Source organism: Paenibacillus agri (assembly GCF_013359945.1).
Lineage (GTDB): Bacteria > Bacillota > Bacilli > Paenibacillales > Paenibacillaceae > Paenibacillus_AQ > Paenibacillus_AQ agri.
This window is the reverse complement of record NZ_JABWCS010000215.1, coordinates 70,329-84,962: the sequence shown is the minus strand read 5'-3', so window position 1 is coordinate 84,962 and position 14,634 is coordinate 70,329. Positions and strand designations below refer to the sequence as shown.

The window sequence follows — 14,634 nt, the reverse complement described above, 5'->3', positions numbered from 1 at the left end:
TGTTGATCATATCTCTATTAATGTATACGAAAATATAATTGCACGCTGATCTAGCTATACCGTAGCCCCTGCTGTCTGAAGTTTCAGCTGCACGCCCGGCTGGCATAACTGTGGCTCTGCGCCATCTACAACAAAGTTTAATGCACTACTGTTGCCGGCTGCAGCCGTAATCGTTACTTCTCCGCGGCTGATTCTCAGCGTATAGGTTCCTCCGCGCAATACCACCGGGAGCTCCACTGCCTCCCATTTCTGTGGCAAGGAAGGTTTGATATGCACGGTATCACCGTCGAAATGCACGCCGGCAAAACCAAGTACCGCTGCCATCCACGCGCCGCCGTTCGCAGCCGGATGCGTTCCGCCAATATAAAGATCGCCTACGTATTGCTTTGATTCACCGGTCAAATCCACTGTAGCGGTCCGCATAAAGTACGGATATCCCCAATCGGGAGAGCCGATATCAGCAGCAACCAGCGCATAAATGCACGGACTGAGACTGGAGCCATGCTCGGTGCGTGGCTCGTAGAATTCCCAGTTCGCCTTCTTGACTTCTTTAGAGAAGGAATGCTTGAACAGGTTCATCATGAGCACAACGTCTGCTTGCTTCAGGATTTTGGTTGTAGTAGCCAGACCGTTGCCGCCGCCCCAATATTCGTTTTTATTCAGAACACGTGATTTCAGATCCGCCAGCGTGACTTCTTCAAGGGTATGATAACGGTCAAATTGTTCAATGACAAGCGTCTCTTCATCAGGCTGTGGAACATAGAAGCTCTCCAGCATCGAACCGATCTCGGTCAGGAATGGACCGTCTGTGAACTGAGCCGTCAATTTTTCAAACTCGGCAGGATACTTCTCTTTGAGCAATTCCGCCGTCCGTAGCGAAATCTCCAGACTTTCCTTGACCAGCGCATTCGTGAACGCGTTGTTGTTAACACGTTCATGATATTCATCCGGTCCGGTCACATCCAGAATTTCATAACGCTTCTTGACTGGATTGTAGAACGCGTAGGAATAGAAGAATCTGGCGCACTCCCAGATTACCTCTGCTCCGCCATCCACCAGCAAGCTGTCATCTCCGGTAAACTGCACATACTGCCAAATACCGTGGACAACATCCGCACTGATATGCACCTGTTTATCCCGGAAATAAGTACGCATAGGCCGTCCAGTGAACACATCGTTCACATTGAACAGGGTACAGGCATCGTCACCCGTATCCTGACTCTCCCAGGCATAGAATGCACCAAGGAAGCCATATTCCGCTGCCTTGCGGCGGGCTCCATCCAGCGTGTGGATACGGTACATCATCAGATTGCGGGCGGTACTCGGATCACTGTGCAGGAAGAACGGCAGCATGAACATCTCTGTATCCCAGAACACGGCTCCCTTATAGACTTGCCCGGACAAACCGCGCGCCGGAATGGAGACCTTCTCCGATTCCGTAGGGGCAATGATCAGCAGCTGATAAATGCTGTATCTGAGCGCCATCTGTGCTTCATCGTCACCTTCAATGATCACATCACTGCCCACCCAACGATCTTCCCAACGCTTACGATGTGCTGCAAGCAGCTCATCATAACCTAATTTAGCCGCCGCCTGAACAGCCTCTACAGCATTGTCTACCGGTGCTTTACCGCCGTCAAGGCCAGTGTATACCGACACATACTTGTGCCATTCGTAGGTTTCGCCTGCCTTGGCATCCAGCAAGAGCTTGCGGATGGCCAGGCCATCCACAATTTGCTGCTCTCCAAAGCCAAAATCAGCGATTTCTGCCACAGCAACCGGAACGTTCAATTCTCCGGAAACCGCACTTGAGATCAGTACATCGCCCTCGGCATATTCTTTTTTCTCGAACAAGTGAGGACCATTGATATCCCACACCTCTCCGTCGATTCCCGTCTCAATATCAATCCGGCAATCGATGGTGCTGCTGACAGTTAGTTTGCTGAGAAGCAGATGCAGGTTATCCATGCTTGCAAAACGCTCGGCGGTAACGGTCACCGTGCCGCCCTCAGGCGTACGGTACACCGTCTCACGACGGTGGATTGCACTGCGGAAATCCAGTTCCTGTATGTGGGATACCGGTTCGGTATCCAGCACACTGAGCGGCTGGCCGTTGCAGGAGATGACCGTAAACAGTCCATTCGGAGCGTTCACAGGCTCACGCCATTTCTCACCAGCTCTATCATAGAGGCCGGCCAGTGTCACCGCGGACAGCTGCTCCTTGCCGAATTCTTCAAGTGTGCCGCGATAACCCATATAGCCGTTGCCGGTCATATATTTGTTCCCGTTCGTCGTTATCTGGTTCTTGTCGAAGCTCTCTTCTCTAACTGTCCAGTTCAACCTGCAATCATCCCTTCGCCCAGCGGAAGCACCGTACCGGAGGCATCCACTTTAATCCGTTGCCCGTACACAATAATCTCCGTGCTACCGCCGCTGATGGCTTTCAGACTAACGTTATCCTTGTTCACAACAATCTTGAGCAGTACTCCCTCATACATTACCTGGAAGCTGTAGGATGTCCAACGCTCAGGCAGGGATGGCTGGAATGACAGACGCTCACCGTCGGAACGCATGCCGCCAAATCCATACACAATGTTCATCCATGCCGCAGCAATAGAGGTTGTGTGAAGTCCTTCGCGGGTATTGCGGTTATAGTTATCCAGGTCAAGACGTGTTGCGAATTCAAAGAAGTTGTACGCTTCCTCATGCTTGCCGATTTCACTGGCAAGAATAGAGTGAATCGATGGCGACAACGAAGACTCATGGATACATCTTGACTCATAGTATTCATAGTTGGCCAGCTTCTCTTCCTTGGTGAACTGCTCACTATACAAGAACATGAACATTAGCACATCCGGCTGTTTGATCATGTCATAGCGGTACAGACGATCGTACGACCAGTTGGAATACAGCGGGAATTCTGTCACTGGAATGGAGTGAATATCAATGTGAGGCATATCAAAGAATCCGTCATGCTCCTCATATACTCCAGTTTCCTTGTCTACAGGAATCTTCATTTTTTCTGCCTTGTTGCTCCAGTCGCCCAGTTCTTCCTCACGCAGTTCCACTTTAGCTGACAATTCAGCGAACTCGGACGGCGCCTTTTCCTTCATTTCCTGAATCGCTTCCAGGGCAAATTCGAAGGATTTTTTAGCCATTAGGTTGATATAGCAGTTATTGTTCACCATCAGTTGGAATTCGTCTGGTCCCATAACTCCAAAATAACCGTATTCGCCGGTACGTTGTCCCCATTGACCGCGTGTTGCATAGAAGCGGCTGATCTGGATCAGCATTTCTACCCCTTTGCTGAATAGGAACTCTTTGTCTCCAGTATTCTTGACATAGTGCCAAATACCAAAGGATACTGCTGTACCTACATGCAACTGCAGGTTAGAGTGCTGCCACAGATCACAGCTTTCCGTTCCGTCAATGGTAGCGATCGGATAGCATGCACCTTCGCAATCCACATCTTTGGCGCGTTGCATAGCTTCAGGAAGCGTTCTGTAGCGGAACTCCAGCAAGCTCTTGGCCGCTTTCGGATTGTTGAACATATAGAATGGAAGACAGTAGGACTCTGTATCCCAGAAGGCCAATCCGCGGTATACCTCACCCGTCAGACCCTTGGCTCCGATATTGAAGCCCGGATGGTCGCCATGGTAGGTCTGATACAGTTGGAAAATGCAGAACCGGATACCCTGTTGGTTCTCAGGATCTCCTTCGATACTAATATCACTGGTCTCCCAGATTCCGTTCCAGTAAGCTTCTTGCTCCGCAAGTACAGCCTGCTCTTCCAGACTTAATGACGCCACAGCCAGGCCCAGGCCTTCACTCCACAGTTCTTCGGCACTTCTTGCAGATGTGCTGTCTGCACAGTTGATAGCAAACTTCGTAAAGTGTGCAGTTTCACCTTGGGTCAATTCCAGTGAGAAGCTCTGTCCAATGAATTTCTCCCGTTCAACACGTGCTGTTTCAATCGGTTGGGAAGCTTTCAATGTGAAGCTGGAGAACAGCTTGTTGCCGGTATTTATAGTGCTCGCCAAAATTGCCGAGATTCCATCTTGCTCTCCGCTGCGAACAGGGTTCCACATGCTCACGCCGCGCTCTTCATGAATGATATTGAAATCAAGACCTGCAATGATGTCCACACTTCCGGAGAAGTTTAGCGGCTCAAATGCAACTTGCTGCAAACCAAGGTGAGACATAGTCATGCTGACAAGACGGGTGAAAACAAGCTTCAGGCTTTTCCCATTCTCCAGATGCCATACAAATTCCCGGCGGTAGGTGCCCGTACGGAAATCCAGTTTACGTACATAATCCGAAATCTTACTCTTAGCCAAATCAAGCTGTTCGCCGTCTACAGCGATACGTGTATGCAGCCAGTCCACGGAATTGACCATATACCGCAGGGAGCGAATAATCCCTTTATAATGGTTGCCGATGTCCAGCTGTTCATTTAAACCGTTGAAATAACTCCCGATAAGACTGTCACCGCTGTATCCTTCTTCAGCGTACCCGCGTACGCCCATGTATTCGTTACCTAGTGAAAAGATAGATTCAGAAACCCGGTTCCGCTCCGTGTCGAAGCCCTCTTCGATAATTGCCCACGGATCCACCTTTAGATATTTGTCCGCTACTTTAGCCATGTATGATTTCTCCTTCTCCTGAGTTTTGTCCGCCCGCCCTTATAATCACAGAGCTCCAGACGCTCAACTCTAGGATATCGTCCGGCTTTATTGCCGCCAATGTCCGGCTGTAACAGAGTTATGTGCATTTATACGAAATTATGAGAAACCAGTGTACAAACCAACCTCTTTTGCAAAAAAGACAACAAAAAAACAACCAAATCCCACTATATGTGTATAATGGTAATGGCTGTTTTGCTATGCACCTTAGTTACCCTTTATACTCCTAATGTCGCGAAAATCATATTAAATCTCACACATTTGAAGTGAAAATAATCACAATGTTAAAAATTCGACACTTTTAAGGGCTTTTTTTTACCCATATCTGGCCAATTTCAAGGTATAATTAATTTAAAATTTACTGAAAAACTGAGGGAATAAAGGGGATGTCGATTATGATCAAGGAATACCACAATGCTATCGAAGCCCATGGCAATACGAAATGTTTCTCCGAGCAGAACTTCAACAGACTTCTCGTTACAATGAAAGAACGTACAGTCCCTGAAGGATCACACCTTTTCTGGGAAGGTGACTATTCGGATAAACTATTTTACATTAAACGTGGACGTGTGAAATTAACCAAATCTACAGATGAAGGTAAAGAACTCATTCTCTATATGTACCAAGCAGGCGATATGGTCGGTCAAGCGGATCCTTTCTTCAGCACGAAGCACAGCTTTACAGCCGAGGTCATTGAAGACAGCGAAGTTGGCGTCATAGAGCACAAGGATCTGGAGATTCTCATCTGCCAGCACTGCGACTTTGCCATTGACTTCATGAAATGGATGGGGATTCATCATCGTCTGACACAGACTAAATTCCGGGATCTAATGATGTATGGTAAACCGGGTGCACTCTGCTCTACATTGATCCGTCTGGGCAACACCTATGGCGAGAAGAGCGGCGAGAATATTCTGATTAACAAAAAAATCACACACACAGACCTGTCTAATATGATCGGTGCCACCCGTGAGAGCGTGAACCGGATGCTGAGCGATCTGCGGAAGAAAGACGCTGTGGAATATGAGAATGGCATGATCGTCATCAAGGATCTGGGTATGCTTCAGGAAATTTGCCATTGCGAAATGTGCCCGGGAGAAATTTGCCGAATCTAACGCCCTAAACTTATACCCTCTATTCACCTCATTGAATCATATCTGACCCAATAAATTTCACGGAACTTAATAGAGTGGTCAAGACGCCTTGCGGGGCGTCTTTTTTTACGGCTGGACTGGAGATCCACGATGATGACATAGGCCAAATAAGGAGCTTTTAGAAGGACCATAAGGACATGTACAGTTCTCCAAATGTAAAAACCAGGAAGTCCCCGACCTGCTGGAGACATCCTGGTTTAAAAAGTGTAACTTTGTTGAGTAGCATTGTGCTCAGCAAAAGACGCCCTTTAACTCTACGTTTGATGTTGCGTTTGCTTTTGTTTTATCTCTAGCTCTAGCTTTTACCTCTAATATACTCTTTAGCTTTGCCTCTAGATTTTCTTACCCGCGCCGCGCAGAGGTGAAATCAGCCAATAGGCCATACCGACAAAGACGCCGCCGCCAATAATATTACCGAGCGTTACCGGAATCATGTTGTGCAGCCAGCCTGCCAGCGAGATCGTTTCGGGATGACCTGGAAGCAGCAGCGCTACGCTCAGCAGCGTCATATTCGCTACACTGTGCTCATAGCCGCTGGCGATGAACGCGAACAGACACCACCAGATCAGCACCAGCTTGGCTGTCTCACTCTTAGCCCGCGAGGACATCCATAGGGCCAGACAGACTAGCCAGTTACAAAGAATGCCGCGGAAGAACAGCTCTGAGAACGGCAGGCTCATTTTTTTGGCAGCAGCCGTAAAAATCAGATGTTCAGCCGGAGCCGCCTTGAACAGTCCCGTCCCTTGAATCAGAAGGGCAAGAACCACAGCGCCTGCCAGATTGCCGAGAAAAACGATCACCCAGTTCTTCAGGGTATCCCCAATGCTAGTTCTGCCTGCAAGCGTGCTTGCCGTAAAAAACATATTATTGCCGGTAAACAGCTCCGAGCCCGCAAAGACAACAAGGGTCAATGCGATCCCGAAGGAAGCTCCCATAATCAGCGATTGGAATGGCGACTTGAGTGCTGCCAGTGGCGCTCCAAGAGAAAAGATTAGGATAATGCCGATCCCGACATAAGCCCCTGCCAGCAGCGCTGCCAGAAAGTATTTGGGCAGACTTTCATTCATTTTATCGCGTTTATAAACAGCTGCTTCAACGATATTCTCCACACTTTGTGCAAACATACCCATTCCCCCTGGTGTTTCTGATTCACCATGCTTATCAAGCTTAATCGATCAGGCTACACGCGGACCTTCACCTTATTGTCTTCGGTCTGAACGGAATAGGTCGCCACTCTGCCCTGATCTGGAGCCTGAACCTCGCCGGAGCGCAGATCAATCTTCCAATCGTACAGTGGATCATACAGGTAATAGCCAGATACGATTCCTTCTGCCAGCGGTCCACCCTTCGGATGAGGGCTCTGATTCTCCACAGCATAAAAAGTCCCGTCAGAGGTGCGGAAAACAGCCAGCTCAGTCTGTCCCGCTTTCACTACCCGACCGATTTGGGGCAGAAAATCCTGCACTTCACCGATCGCATATTCCTGCTTCGTCATTTCCATCGTTCTCGCTCCTTTAAGATTATTCATTCCTCATTCCAGCCAGCTTGCGCACGGCTAGACCTTTGCGGTCTCGAACAGAGCCGAACGGGTGCTGTCGTCGTTCAGCATTTTTTTCCAAGGATCGCTAACCTGGGCCAGGGCAAAATCTATTCGTGCCGCCAGTTCCTTACGATTGCTTTCATCGTTCAGAATAACGGTCTGAATGTTGGCAAGTCCCATCCGTTCCACCCACTCGGAGGTTCTCTCCAAATAGTTGCCAGTCTCCCGGTAATACTGCATCACGGCTGAGCAAACTTCTATTAATTCCTCATCGGTCTTGACCTTGCAGAAGGAGTCTGCAATCCGCGGCTTAATCCCGCCGTTGCCCCCGATAAAGACCTCCCAGCCGCCATCATTGCCGACGATGCCGATATCCTTAGTGCAGGATTCCGCACAATTGCGTGGACAGCCGTTGACCGCCATTTTAAATTTCGCCGGGAAGTCCAGTCGTTCGTACTTGCGTTCCATCAAAGCCCCCATACCCATGGAATCCTGGGTGCCAAAGCGGCAGAACTGTGATCCCACACAAGTCTTGACGGTGCGCAGCGACTTGGCATAACCATAGCCGGACGGCATATCCAGCTCTTCCCATACCTTGGGCAGATCCTCCTTCTTCACACCAATCAGATCGAGACGCTGTCCACCGGTGACTTTGACCACTTTAACGTCGTACTTGAGGGAAACGTCAGCGATTTTTTTCAAATCCTCCGGCGTGGTCACCCCGCCGTACATCCGGGGAATTACAGTATAGGTGCCATCCTTCTGGATGTTGGCTCCCATTCTTTCATTGACGAAACGCGATTCCTTCTCATCCTCATAGGTGTCAGGATATGTCATTCCCAAATAATAATTAATAGCAGGACGGCACTTGGAGCACCCCTCCTCCTGGGCCCAGCCCAGCACATGCATGACCTCTTTGCTGGTCTTTAGACCTTTGGCGTGAATCTCGGCCACGATCTCATCGCGGCTCAGGGAAGTACAGGTGCAAATGCCCTGCTTGGAACTTTGCTGAAAACTGTCACCAAGTACAAATTGCAAAATCTGCTCAACCACTGGCTTGCAGCCGCCACACGAACGGGTTGCACCTGTGCAGGCCTTGATCTCCTCAACCGTCGTGAATCCGTTCTCGGTTACGGCATCTACAATTGCTTTCTTCGTCACACCGTTGCAGCCGCAGACGATCTCTTCATCGGCCATGGACTCCACAATCAAGCCCTTTTTGGCCTCCCCATTTCCGCAGCAGCCGGTTCCCATAACCTCGGCATAGATATCATCCGTCATCTTCGCGCCTTGCTTCACAAGCTTCTGTAAGTTGGCCGATTCTGTCACATCTCCGAACAAAACAGCACCGACGATAATATTATTTCTCAGCAAAATCTTCTTGTAGGTTCGTTTCCATTCATCTTTGGCAGAGATCACTGTATGTTCGGGGGTATCTATGAATTCGCCAGCAGAAAATACATCGACACCGGAAATCTTCAGCTTGGTCGACACGACAGAACCTTCATATGGCTTCGTGTCTACAGCGCACAAATGCTTCGCAAGCACCATCCCCTGCTCAAACAACGGCGCGACGAGACCATAGCATACGCCCCGGTGCTCCGTACACTCACCCACAGAATAGACTCCCTCTGCGGAGGTCTGAAGATAGTCGTTCACAACAATGCCGCGGTTAACTTCAAGCCCGCTGTCTCTCGCCAATTGCACATTCGGCTTAATCCCGACAGCCATGACGACAAAATCAGCTGCCAGCTCACTGCCATCGCTGAAGCGCAGCCCACTTACCCTCTGCTCCCCGGTCAGCTCTACCGTCTGCATACCCATCGCAAATTTCACGCCTTGACGTTCCAGTTCTGCTTGCAGCATTGAAGATGCGCTCCGGTCCAGCTGGCGCTCCATCAAATCTTCCATCAAATGCACGACAGTAACATCCATACCCAGGTTTACCAGCCCTTTGGCCGCTTCCAATCCGAGTAGTCCCCCGCCAATTACAGCTGCTTTGCTGTACTGCCGGGCTGCCTCCAGCATAGCCTCACAATCCGCAATATCGCGGAAGCCTACTACTCCCTCCTTGTCGCTGCCCGGAACCGGCAGAATGAACGAATTCGATCCAGTTGCAATGATCACCTTGTCGTATGGAATTACCAAACCGCTGTCCGTGTAGATCTGGCGTGATGCTGTATCGATGCGCGTAGCTGTTGTTCCCGTATGCAGCGTAATCCCATTGTCCTCATACCAGTTCCAATTATTTAGAATAATATCCTCGGTAGTCTTGCTGCCTTCCAGAACATAAGAAAGCATGATACGGTTGTAATTAGGGTGAGGTTCACTCCCGATCACGGTAATCTCATACGCGCCGCCAAGCTTTAAAATCTGCTCCACAGTGCCAATTCCAGCCATCCCGTTGCCGACTAATACCAACTTTTCTCTGCTTGCTGTCATGGTTAGGTACCTCCTCAATGCTTCTGCATGCTCTCTTGTTACTTCCATATACTGAAAGTATACATTTCAAATTTGAACCGTGATTGTGATTGCAGTCACAGTATTTGTGAATACTTTCACAATATATTTGACAATTATTCATTCATAGAAAGAACTTCTGTCACGTGCAACTGAAATAGCCAGACCCCCCTTTTTCTAATAGGTGATCTGGCCGTTATGTATTGTTATTATCGCAACCCTAAGGAAATCTCCAACTCATCCATCGGCCGAAGTTTCATGTCCATCCCGTTGTCCAGCAGCTTTTTGCCATTCACTCGCAATTTCCATATTTCACTGGACTGTGGTGCGTGTCCCTTCACCGCCTGTATTCTCTGGTTGTCCTCCGACAATTGAACCATTCCGCAGCTTTTCAGCAGGCTTCTCACAGAGAGATCACTTGTAAAGCTCATTACGTATATATGTGTCAGGTTCTCCTGCTCACTTCCACCGTTCACGTATAGGAAGACTGAATCCGGGTCTTTGCCTCCGGCATCCGACTTTGCCATAATCACAATACGTGCGCTTGAATTAACGGGACTGCTCTTCCAATTCGTATTACTGATTACCTTGCCGTCCATCTGTACTTCCCATTCCATGTCTGGCCCCAGGGACACATTGCTTACAGCGAGAATCTTCTGTCCGTCTTCTGCAAAAACAGCAACACCGCTGCCCTGCAGCAGTTCAAGAATCGTGATTCCTTTTCTATAAGTGCCGCTTAATAGTCTTTCTGTGCTGTCAGCCAGTTCTTTGCCACCCACCATTAAGGAAAATGTCGGCCCCTCAGGCCCTGTAACCACGTCTGCTTTGGTACCTAGAGCGGAGGAACATCCCCCCAAGGTCATAATAATAATCAATCCTAGCAACAAACGCCCCAACCCTACCATGGGCATTTCCAGCACCGCCTTATCTTCCCGACAACATCCGCTACTAGTGTCTCAGGCTGTAGTCACTTCGTATTTCGTCTCATTTTAGGATAACCGAAGCCAGCCACGTTCTCAATGCAAAATCAGGAGATTATTCCTATTGATAGGATAAAAAAGAGTCCCCGAAGGGACTCTAAGCAAACTTTTTTTCTATTCACACTAGGGAATATCACCTAGAGACATTAGGCTCGTCCTCCAGCCTATAAGACAGCATGTAAATCCTGATTCCTTCTATTGAACAAAGGCCTGCATATACGTACGCTTGCCTTTGGCATCCTTCACATAAGGGCCGAGTCCGGCAAACCGGGCATGATCCATATAAACACCAGTCATCCATCGGCCTTCCGTCAGCCCGCCATCCCATTGCAGGACCACATCGGGTGCTGAGATCCACTCCTGGTACACGCGAATATGCTGATCCTTATACTCTTTACAGGGCTTAGAGCGCTCAAGCAAAGGGAATTGGCTCAGATAGGTTGGCACGAAGTATGAGGAGATCGTATCCAGATCCTCTTCAGTCAAAAAAGGCTCCCCGCCCAAAAATGGTTCGAACAATATCGTATTCTCATACATGGACCAGATTACAGCCTGAAGTACCATGCTTTGTCTGATGCCATTGTGGAATTTGTACTTCCGCTGTACGCCGGACGGCCGAATCTCAGCGGGAGGTGACGTAGATTCCAGACAGTGACGTTCACAACCGATACATTTAAAGCCGGATGGACCTTGAATCCACTTCTGAAAAACAGTTCCACCATCGTTATCTCCCTTATAAAGGGAAGATATAATATTGTAAGGCACACCGATCCACGCATCCCACAAGGACTTAGGAAGATGGCTGTGAAGCATAAACAGTGTCTTGTCATAAATAAGCTGCACCTTAATCGAAGCAGCCTCCAGCTCGGCAACATCCTTTTTTCCATACGTTATTTCCCGGGAAAACAGGGTAGTCTTCATCTTCTCGCCTCCTGTTAGTTGTGCTGAATCTAAAGCATGCATCTCAAGCAGCAACGTGGTACCCGGGCTGACTAGAGAACACTTAGGCCGGACAACAGGACAAAACATGCGATTGGGAAATCATCCCACAAAGTATGGGCAATGTTTTTTTCTATTATATTACACAAATCTCGACTTTGTGCAACCATTCCCCGTCCAATTTAAAGTAAATAAGTAATTTCATAGTTGTACAGACCGGAATACCCATAGCTGGGTTATCCAAGGTTGAAAAAAGCCCCTCTCCAATACAGGAGAAAGAGGCTATCTACAAGTCATTGACCGGATGCAAGCTATTCAACCCAGCTCTCGGCCCATACAGAAATTTGTTTCATGACAGGCTCAAGTGCCCGTCCTTTGTCCGTCAACTCATATTCAATCCGCACCGGAGTTTCTGGATAGACATGGCGCACCAGAATGCCTTCGCATTCCAGATCCTTCATCCGCTCCGACAGCATCTTGTCACTCATCGAAGGGATCAGACCGGAAATATCCTTGAAGCGTTTCGGCCCGCTCATTAGCGTTTGAATAATTAGTCCATTCCACCGCTTACCAAGGAAAGAAAAAGCCGTCTCAAATCTCGGACACATTGTCAGTTGATGTTGTTCCATTGTTTTCACCTCTCACTAATAAAACTTACTATTAGTTAGTATATAAAATTTTACCACACTTCAACCCCGATGAACATCGTTTGCCAAAAAAAAGTTAATACTGACATAATAATTGCCGTTTCTTACTACTCTCCGTCACCCTGTGAAGAAGCGCGTTCCGCTATCGCTTCAGTGACTACGAAGGCCAGATCATCATTGCCATACAGCGACAACAAGCCGAGCACCGTATCATTGGAAATGAATCCGGCTTCTTCCTCAGGTACTGTCAAGGAGAGGGCATGGTGCAGTGCTGCATTGTTCTCCTGGTGCGGGTAAGCCTGCAAATACAAGGCATGCGGATCCAGCTTATTATTTACGCACCACTGGGCAAAGACAAGAATCATCATTTCTTCATCACGCTTGTAACTCTCAATAATCTGTTCTTCCATTTGTTTACGCTGGTCATCCATTTTATGTATGGCCCCTTTCTGTTCTCCTCAATCCGATAGTTCTTCCGCCAGCTTATGGCTTGCCAATACGGCTGCGGCCGCGATGCCGCATTGCTCTGGAGAGTCAATATGGCTTAGAAAATCATCCACAGCGCCGCTAAAGCCTCTTCTCTGGAGTATCGTGTCCCAGCTTCCAAAGCCCTGACTACGCGGCAGGCCACCCTTTTCATAGAGTACCGCTGTCTCCAGGTTCACTACCTCCGCTGATCTACCGTTTCCGTGCAGCTCCAGCTTCTCCAGATCTGTTCCGGCATCCCTGATCATACTGAACATCCCTGACGCTCCGCTACTCCAACCCAGCAGACCCGAGGATTGCAGCAATTGTCCCTCTTTGTTACTTTGCAGCATGGATCGTAACAGCTCATAGTCATTGCCGCACAGCCATAGCAGCAAATCGAGCATATGAATCAGATCATCATATACCGTCTCCCGGCTACTGCCAGACTGAAGCTCTGTTCGATGCTTAACCGCAGTACATTGACTGATGCCACCCGCCTGCTCTAACCAAGCCTTCGCTGTCATATACAAAGGAGCGTAACGGCGGTTAAACCCTACAGCCAGCAGAACCCCTTGCTCCTGAGCAAAAGAGGCCATTTCCTGCGATTCCTTCAAGTTATAGGAGAGCGGCTTGTCCACATAGACTGAGACTCTGCGTTCTAGACATTTCATAACGATATCATAATGGGAGGGTGTTGGGCTATGTACAAATACGGCATCCACATCCCAGGACAATAATTCATTCAAATCGGTCGTGCCCTGAGGAAAACGATAGGTCTCTAGCGTATCTTGCACGGTTGTTGCGGAACGGCTCAACACTCCCGCGACCTCCACCTGTGGATGGTTGGCCAGCAGTGGCAGATATACTTTACGCGCAATACCGCCGATGCCGACCAGTGCAACTCTTTTTCGATCAGGAACTTTCATGTCGTGAGCTCTCCCCCTCTTGAAGTCTGTATGTTCATCACGTATACACTCTTCCAGCTATTATACCTTGAACTGATGACCCGACAAATGACCTTTGCTTCAATAATTTCATTTTTTTCAGTATGATGAGATGAAGAGATGGAGGAAAGGGCATATTAAGATGAGAAAATGGTTGCCGATTCTGTTGTATATTGCGGGTATAGGCGCAGCTTTTATGTACAGGAATGACATCCTGGACTGGATGCGCAATGTTCAAAACCCGGTTCTGTCGGTGGGAATGGCCACCGTGCTCGCCTTATTTCCCGTTGTACCCTACAAGGCCGTCATCGGATTATTCGGCTATGTATATGGGAGTCTTGCAGGTGCGGTGATCTGCTGGTTAGCGACTAACCTGGCCGCAGCCTTGATGTTCATTGGCGTAAAGTACTGGTTCCAGGGCAGAGCACGAGCCTATCTGGCCTCTATTCCCGCGCTTGAAAAATTCACAGCTACTGTGGAACGCCGTCCCTTTGCTTCTGTCGTACTGGCCCGGCTGCTGCCAATCATCCCGCAGACTGCAGTCAACGCTTATGCCGGAGCAGCAGGCCTGCCCTTCTGGAGCTTTCTACTGGCATCGGGCTTAGGCAAAATCCCCGGGATCGCCCTGTTCGCATATCTTGGCGGCAATGGGCTGAGCAATCCGAGTAATGCCATTATCGCTGTCCTGCTGTATGTGGCTGTAATTGGTCTGGCAGGGCTATCATTACGCTCGCGTCCAAATGGGGCTTAATGGAGGCAACTGCTGGCAGGCGGCCCATATTTGTTTTATAATTAAATTGTGATCTATTTAATTGCATTA

At 48.8% G+C, this 14,634-nt stretch carries 12 protein-coding genes; 2 read left to right on the top strand and 10 right to left on the bottom strand.

The features are described 5' to 3' along the window. Positions 1–54 precede the first annotated feature (54 nt). The gene (locus HPT30_RS19575; protein ID WP_175373015.1) at positions 55–2,340 is read right to left on the bottom strand and encodes a glycosyl hydrolase family 65 domain-containing protein; all 2,286 of its coding nucleotides are present in this window, start codon (positions 2,338–2,340) and stop codon (positions 55–57) included. Further along, positions 2,337–4,643, bottom strand: a complete 2,307-nt coding sequence (locus HPT30_RS19570) for a glycoside hydrolase family 65 protein (protein WP_175373014.1) — start codon at positions 4,641–4,643, stop codon at positions 2,337–2,339. Before HPT30_RS19570 ends, HPT30_RS19575 begins: the two co-directional genes overlap by 4 nt. Before the next feature lie 434 nt (positions 4,644–5,077). Between HPT30_RS19570 and HPT30_RS19565 the strand changes: the two genes are divergently transcribed. Continuing rightward, positions 5,078–5,797 carry a Crp/Fnr family transcriptional regulator gene (locus HPT30_RS19565; protein ID WP_217622451.1) on the top strand — a complete coding sequence of 240 codons (720 nt, stop codon included), beginning with the start codon at positions 5,078–5,080 and terminating at the stop codon, positions 5,795–5,797. Positions 5,798–6,168: 371 nt separating this feature from the next. Here the strand turns inward: HPT30_RS19565 and HPT30_RS19560 are convergent, their stop codons facing one another. The 8 genes from HPT30_RS19560 to HPT30_RS19525 form a co-directional block, all read right to left on the bottom strand. Continuing rightward, positions 6,169–6,960, bottom strand: coding sequence for a formate/nitrite transporter family protein (locus HPT30_RS19560; protein WP_175373013.1), 792 nt, complete (start codon positions 6,958–6,960; stop codon positions 6,169–6,171). A gap of 56 nt (positions 6,961–7,016) precedes the next feature. After that, complete coding sequence (gene nirD, locus HPT30_RS19555) at positions 7,017–7,337, bottom strand: nitrite reductase small subunit NirD (RefSeq protein ID WP_175373012.1); 321 nt, start codon at positions 7,335–7,337, stop codon at positions 7,017–7,019. Between the two features lie 54 nt (positions 7,338–7,391). After that, on the bottom strand, positions 7,392–9,818 hold the full coding sequence (gene nirB / locus HPT30_RS19550) for a nitrite reductase large subunit NirB (protein ID WP_175373011.1): 2,427 nt from the start codon (positions 9,816–9,818) through the stop codon (positions 7,392–7,394). Positions 9,819–10,045: 227 nt separating this feature from the next. Beyond that, complete coding sequence (locus tag HPT30_RS19545) at positions 10,046–10,747, bottom strand: hypothetical protein (RefSeq protein WP_175373010.1); 702 nt, start codon at positions 10,745–10,747, stop codon at positions 10,046–10,048. Positions 10,748–11,011: 264 nt separating this feature from the next. Further along, the gene (locus tag HPT30_RS19540) at positions 11,012–11,737 is read right to left on the bottom strand and encodes a hypothetical protein (protein WP_175373009.1); all 726 of its coding nucleotides are present in this window, start codon (positions 11,735–11,737) and stop codon (positions 11,012–11,014) included. A gap of 329 nt (positions 11,738–12,066) precedes the next feature. Beyond that, positions 12,067–12,384, bottom strand: coding sequence for a winged helix-turn-helix transcriptional regulator (locus HPT30_RS19535; RefSeq protein WP_175373008.1), 318 nt, complete (start codon positions 12,382–12,384; stop codon positions 12,067–12,069). A gap of 125 nt (positions 12,385–12,509) precedes the next feature. Continuing rightward, entirely contained in the window at positions 12,510–12,833 is a 324-nt protein-coding gene (gene yxiS, locus HPT30_RS19530; protein WP_175373007.1) for a protein YxiS, read from the bottom strand. Positions 12,834–12,860: 27 nt separating this feature from the next. Continuing rightward, on the bottom strand, positions 12,861–13,796 hold the full coding sequence (locus HPT30_RS19525) for a Gfo/Idh/MocA family protein (RefSeq protein ID WP_175373006.1): 936 nt from the start codon (positions 13,794–13,796) through the stop codon (positions 12,861–12,863). A 160-nt stretch (positions 13,797–13,956) separates the two neighbouring features. Between HPT30_RS19525 and HPT30_RS19520 the strand changes: the two genes are divergently transcribed. Further along, complete coding sequence (locus tag HPT30_RS19520; RefSeq protein WP_175373005.1) at positions 13,957–14,565, top strand: TVP38/TMEM64 family protein; 609 nt, start codon at positions 13,957–13,959, stop codon at positions 14,563–14,565. The last annotated feature ends 69 nt before the right edge of the window (positions 14,566–14,634 follow it).

Excerpts from the sequence above, each read along its gene's own strand:
- HPT30_RS19525 (WP_175373006.1), bottom strand. The coding sequence starts at position 13,796 with ATGAAAGTTCCTGATCGAAAAAGAGTTGCACTGGTCGGCATCGGCGGT.
- HPT30_RS19520 (WP_175373005.1), top strand. The coding sequence starts at position 13,957 with ATGAGAAAATGGTTGCCGATTCTGTTGTATATTGCGGGTATAGGCGCA.
- yxiS (WP_175373007.1), bottom strand. The coding sequence starts at position 12,833 with ATGGATGACCAGCGTAAACAAATGGAAGAACAGATTATTGAGAGTTAC.
- HPT30_RS19570 (WP_175373014.1), bottom strand. The coding sequence starts at position 4,643 with ATGGCTAAAGTAGCGGACAAATATCTAAAGGTGGATCCGTGGGCAATT.
- nirB (WP_175373011.1), bottom strand. The coding sequence starts at position 9,818 with ATGACAGCAAGCAGAGAAAAGTTGGTATTAGTCGGCAACGGGATGGCT.
- HPT30_RS19540 (WP_175373009.1), bottom strand. The coding sequence starts at position 11,737 with ATGAAGACTACCCTGTTTTCCCGGGAAATAACGTATGGAAAAAAGGAT.
- HPT30_RS19535 (WP_175373008.1), bottom strand. The coding sequence starts at position 12,384 with ATGGAACAACATCAACTGACAATGTGTCCGAGATTTGAGACGGCTTTT.
- nirD (WP_175373012.1), bottom strand. The coding sequence starts at position 7,337 with ATGGAAATGACGAAGCAGGAATATGCGATCGGTGAAGTGCAGGATTTT.
- HPT30_RS19545 (WP_175373010.1), bottom strand. The coding sequence starts at position 10,747 with ATGCCCATGGTAGGGTTGGGGCGTTTGTTGCTAGGATTGATTATTATT.
- HPT30_RS19565 (WP_217622451.1), top strand. The coding sequence starts at position 5,078 with ATGATCAAGGAATACCACAATGCTATCGAAGCCCATGGCAATACGAAA.
- HPT30_RS19560 (WP_175373013.1), bottom strand. The coding sequence starts at position 6,960 with ATGTTTGCACAAAGTGTGGAGAATATCGTTGAAGCAGCTGTTTATAAA.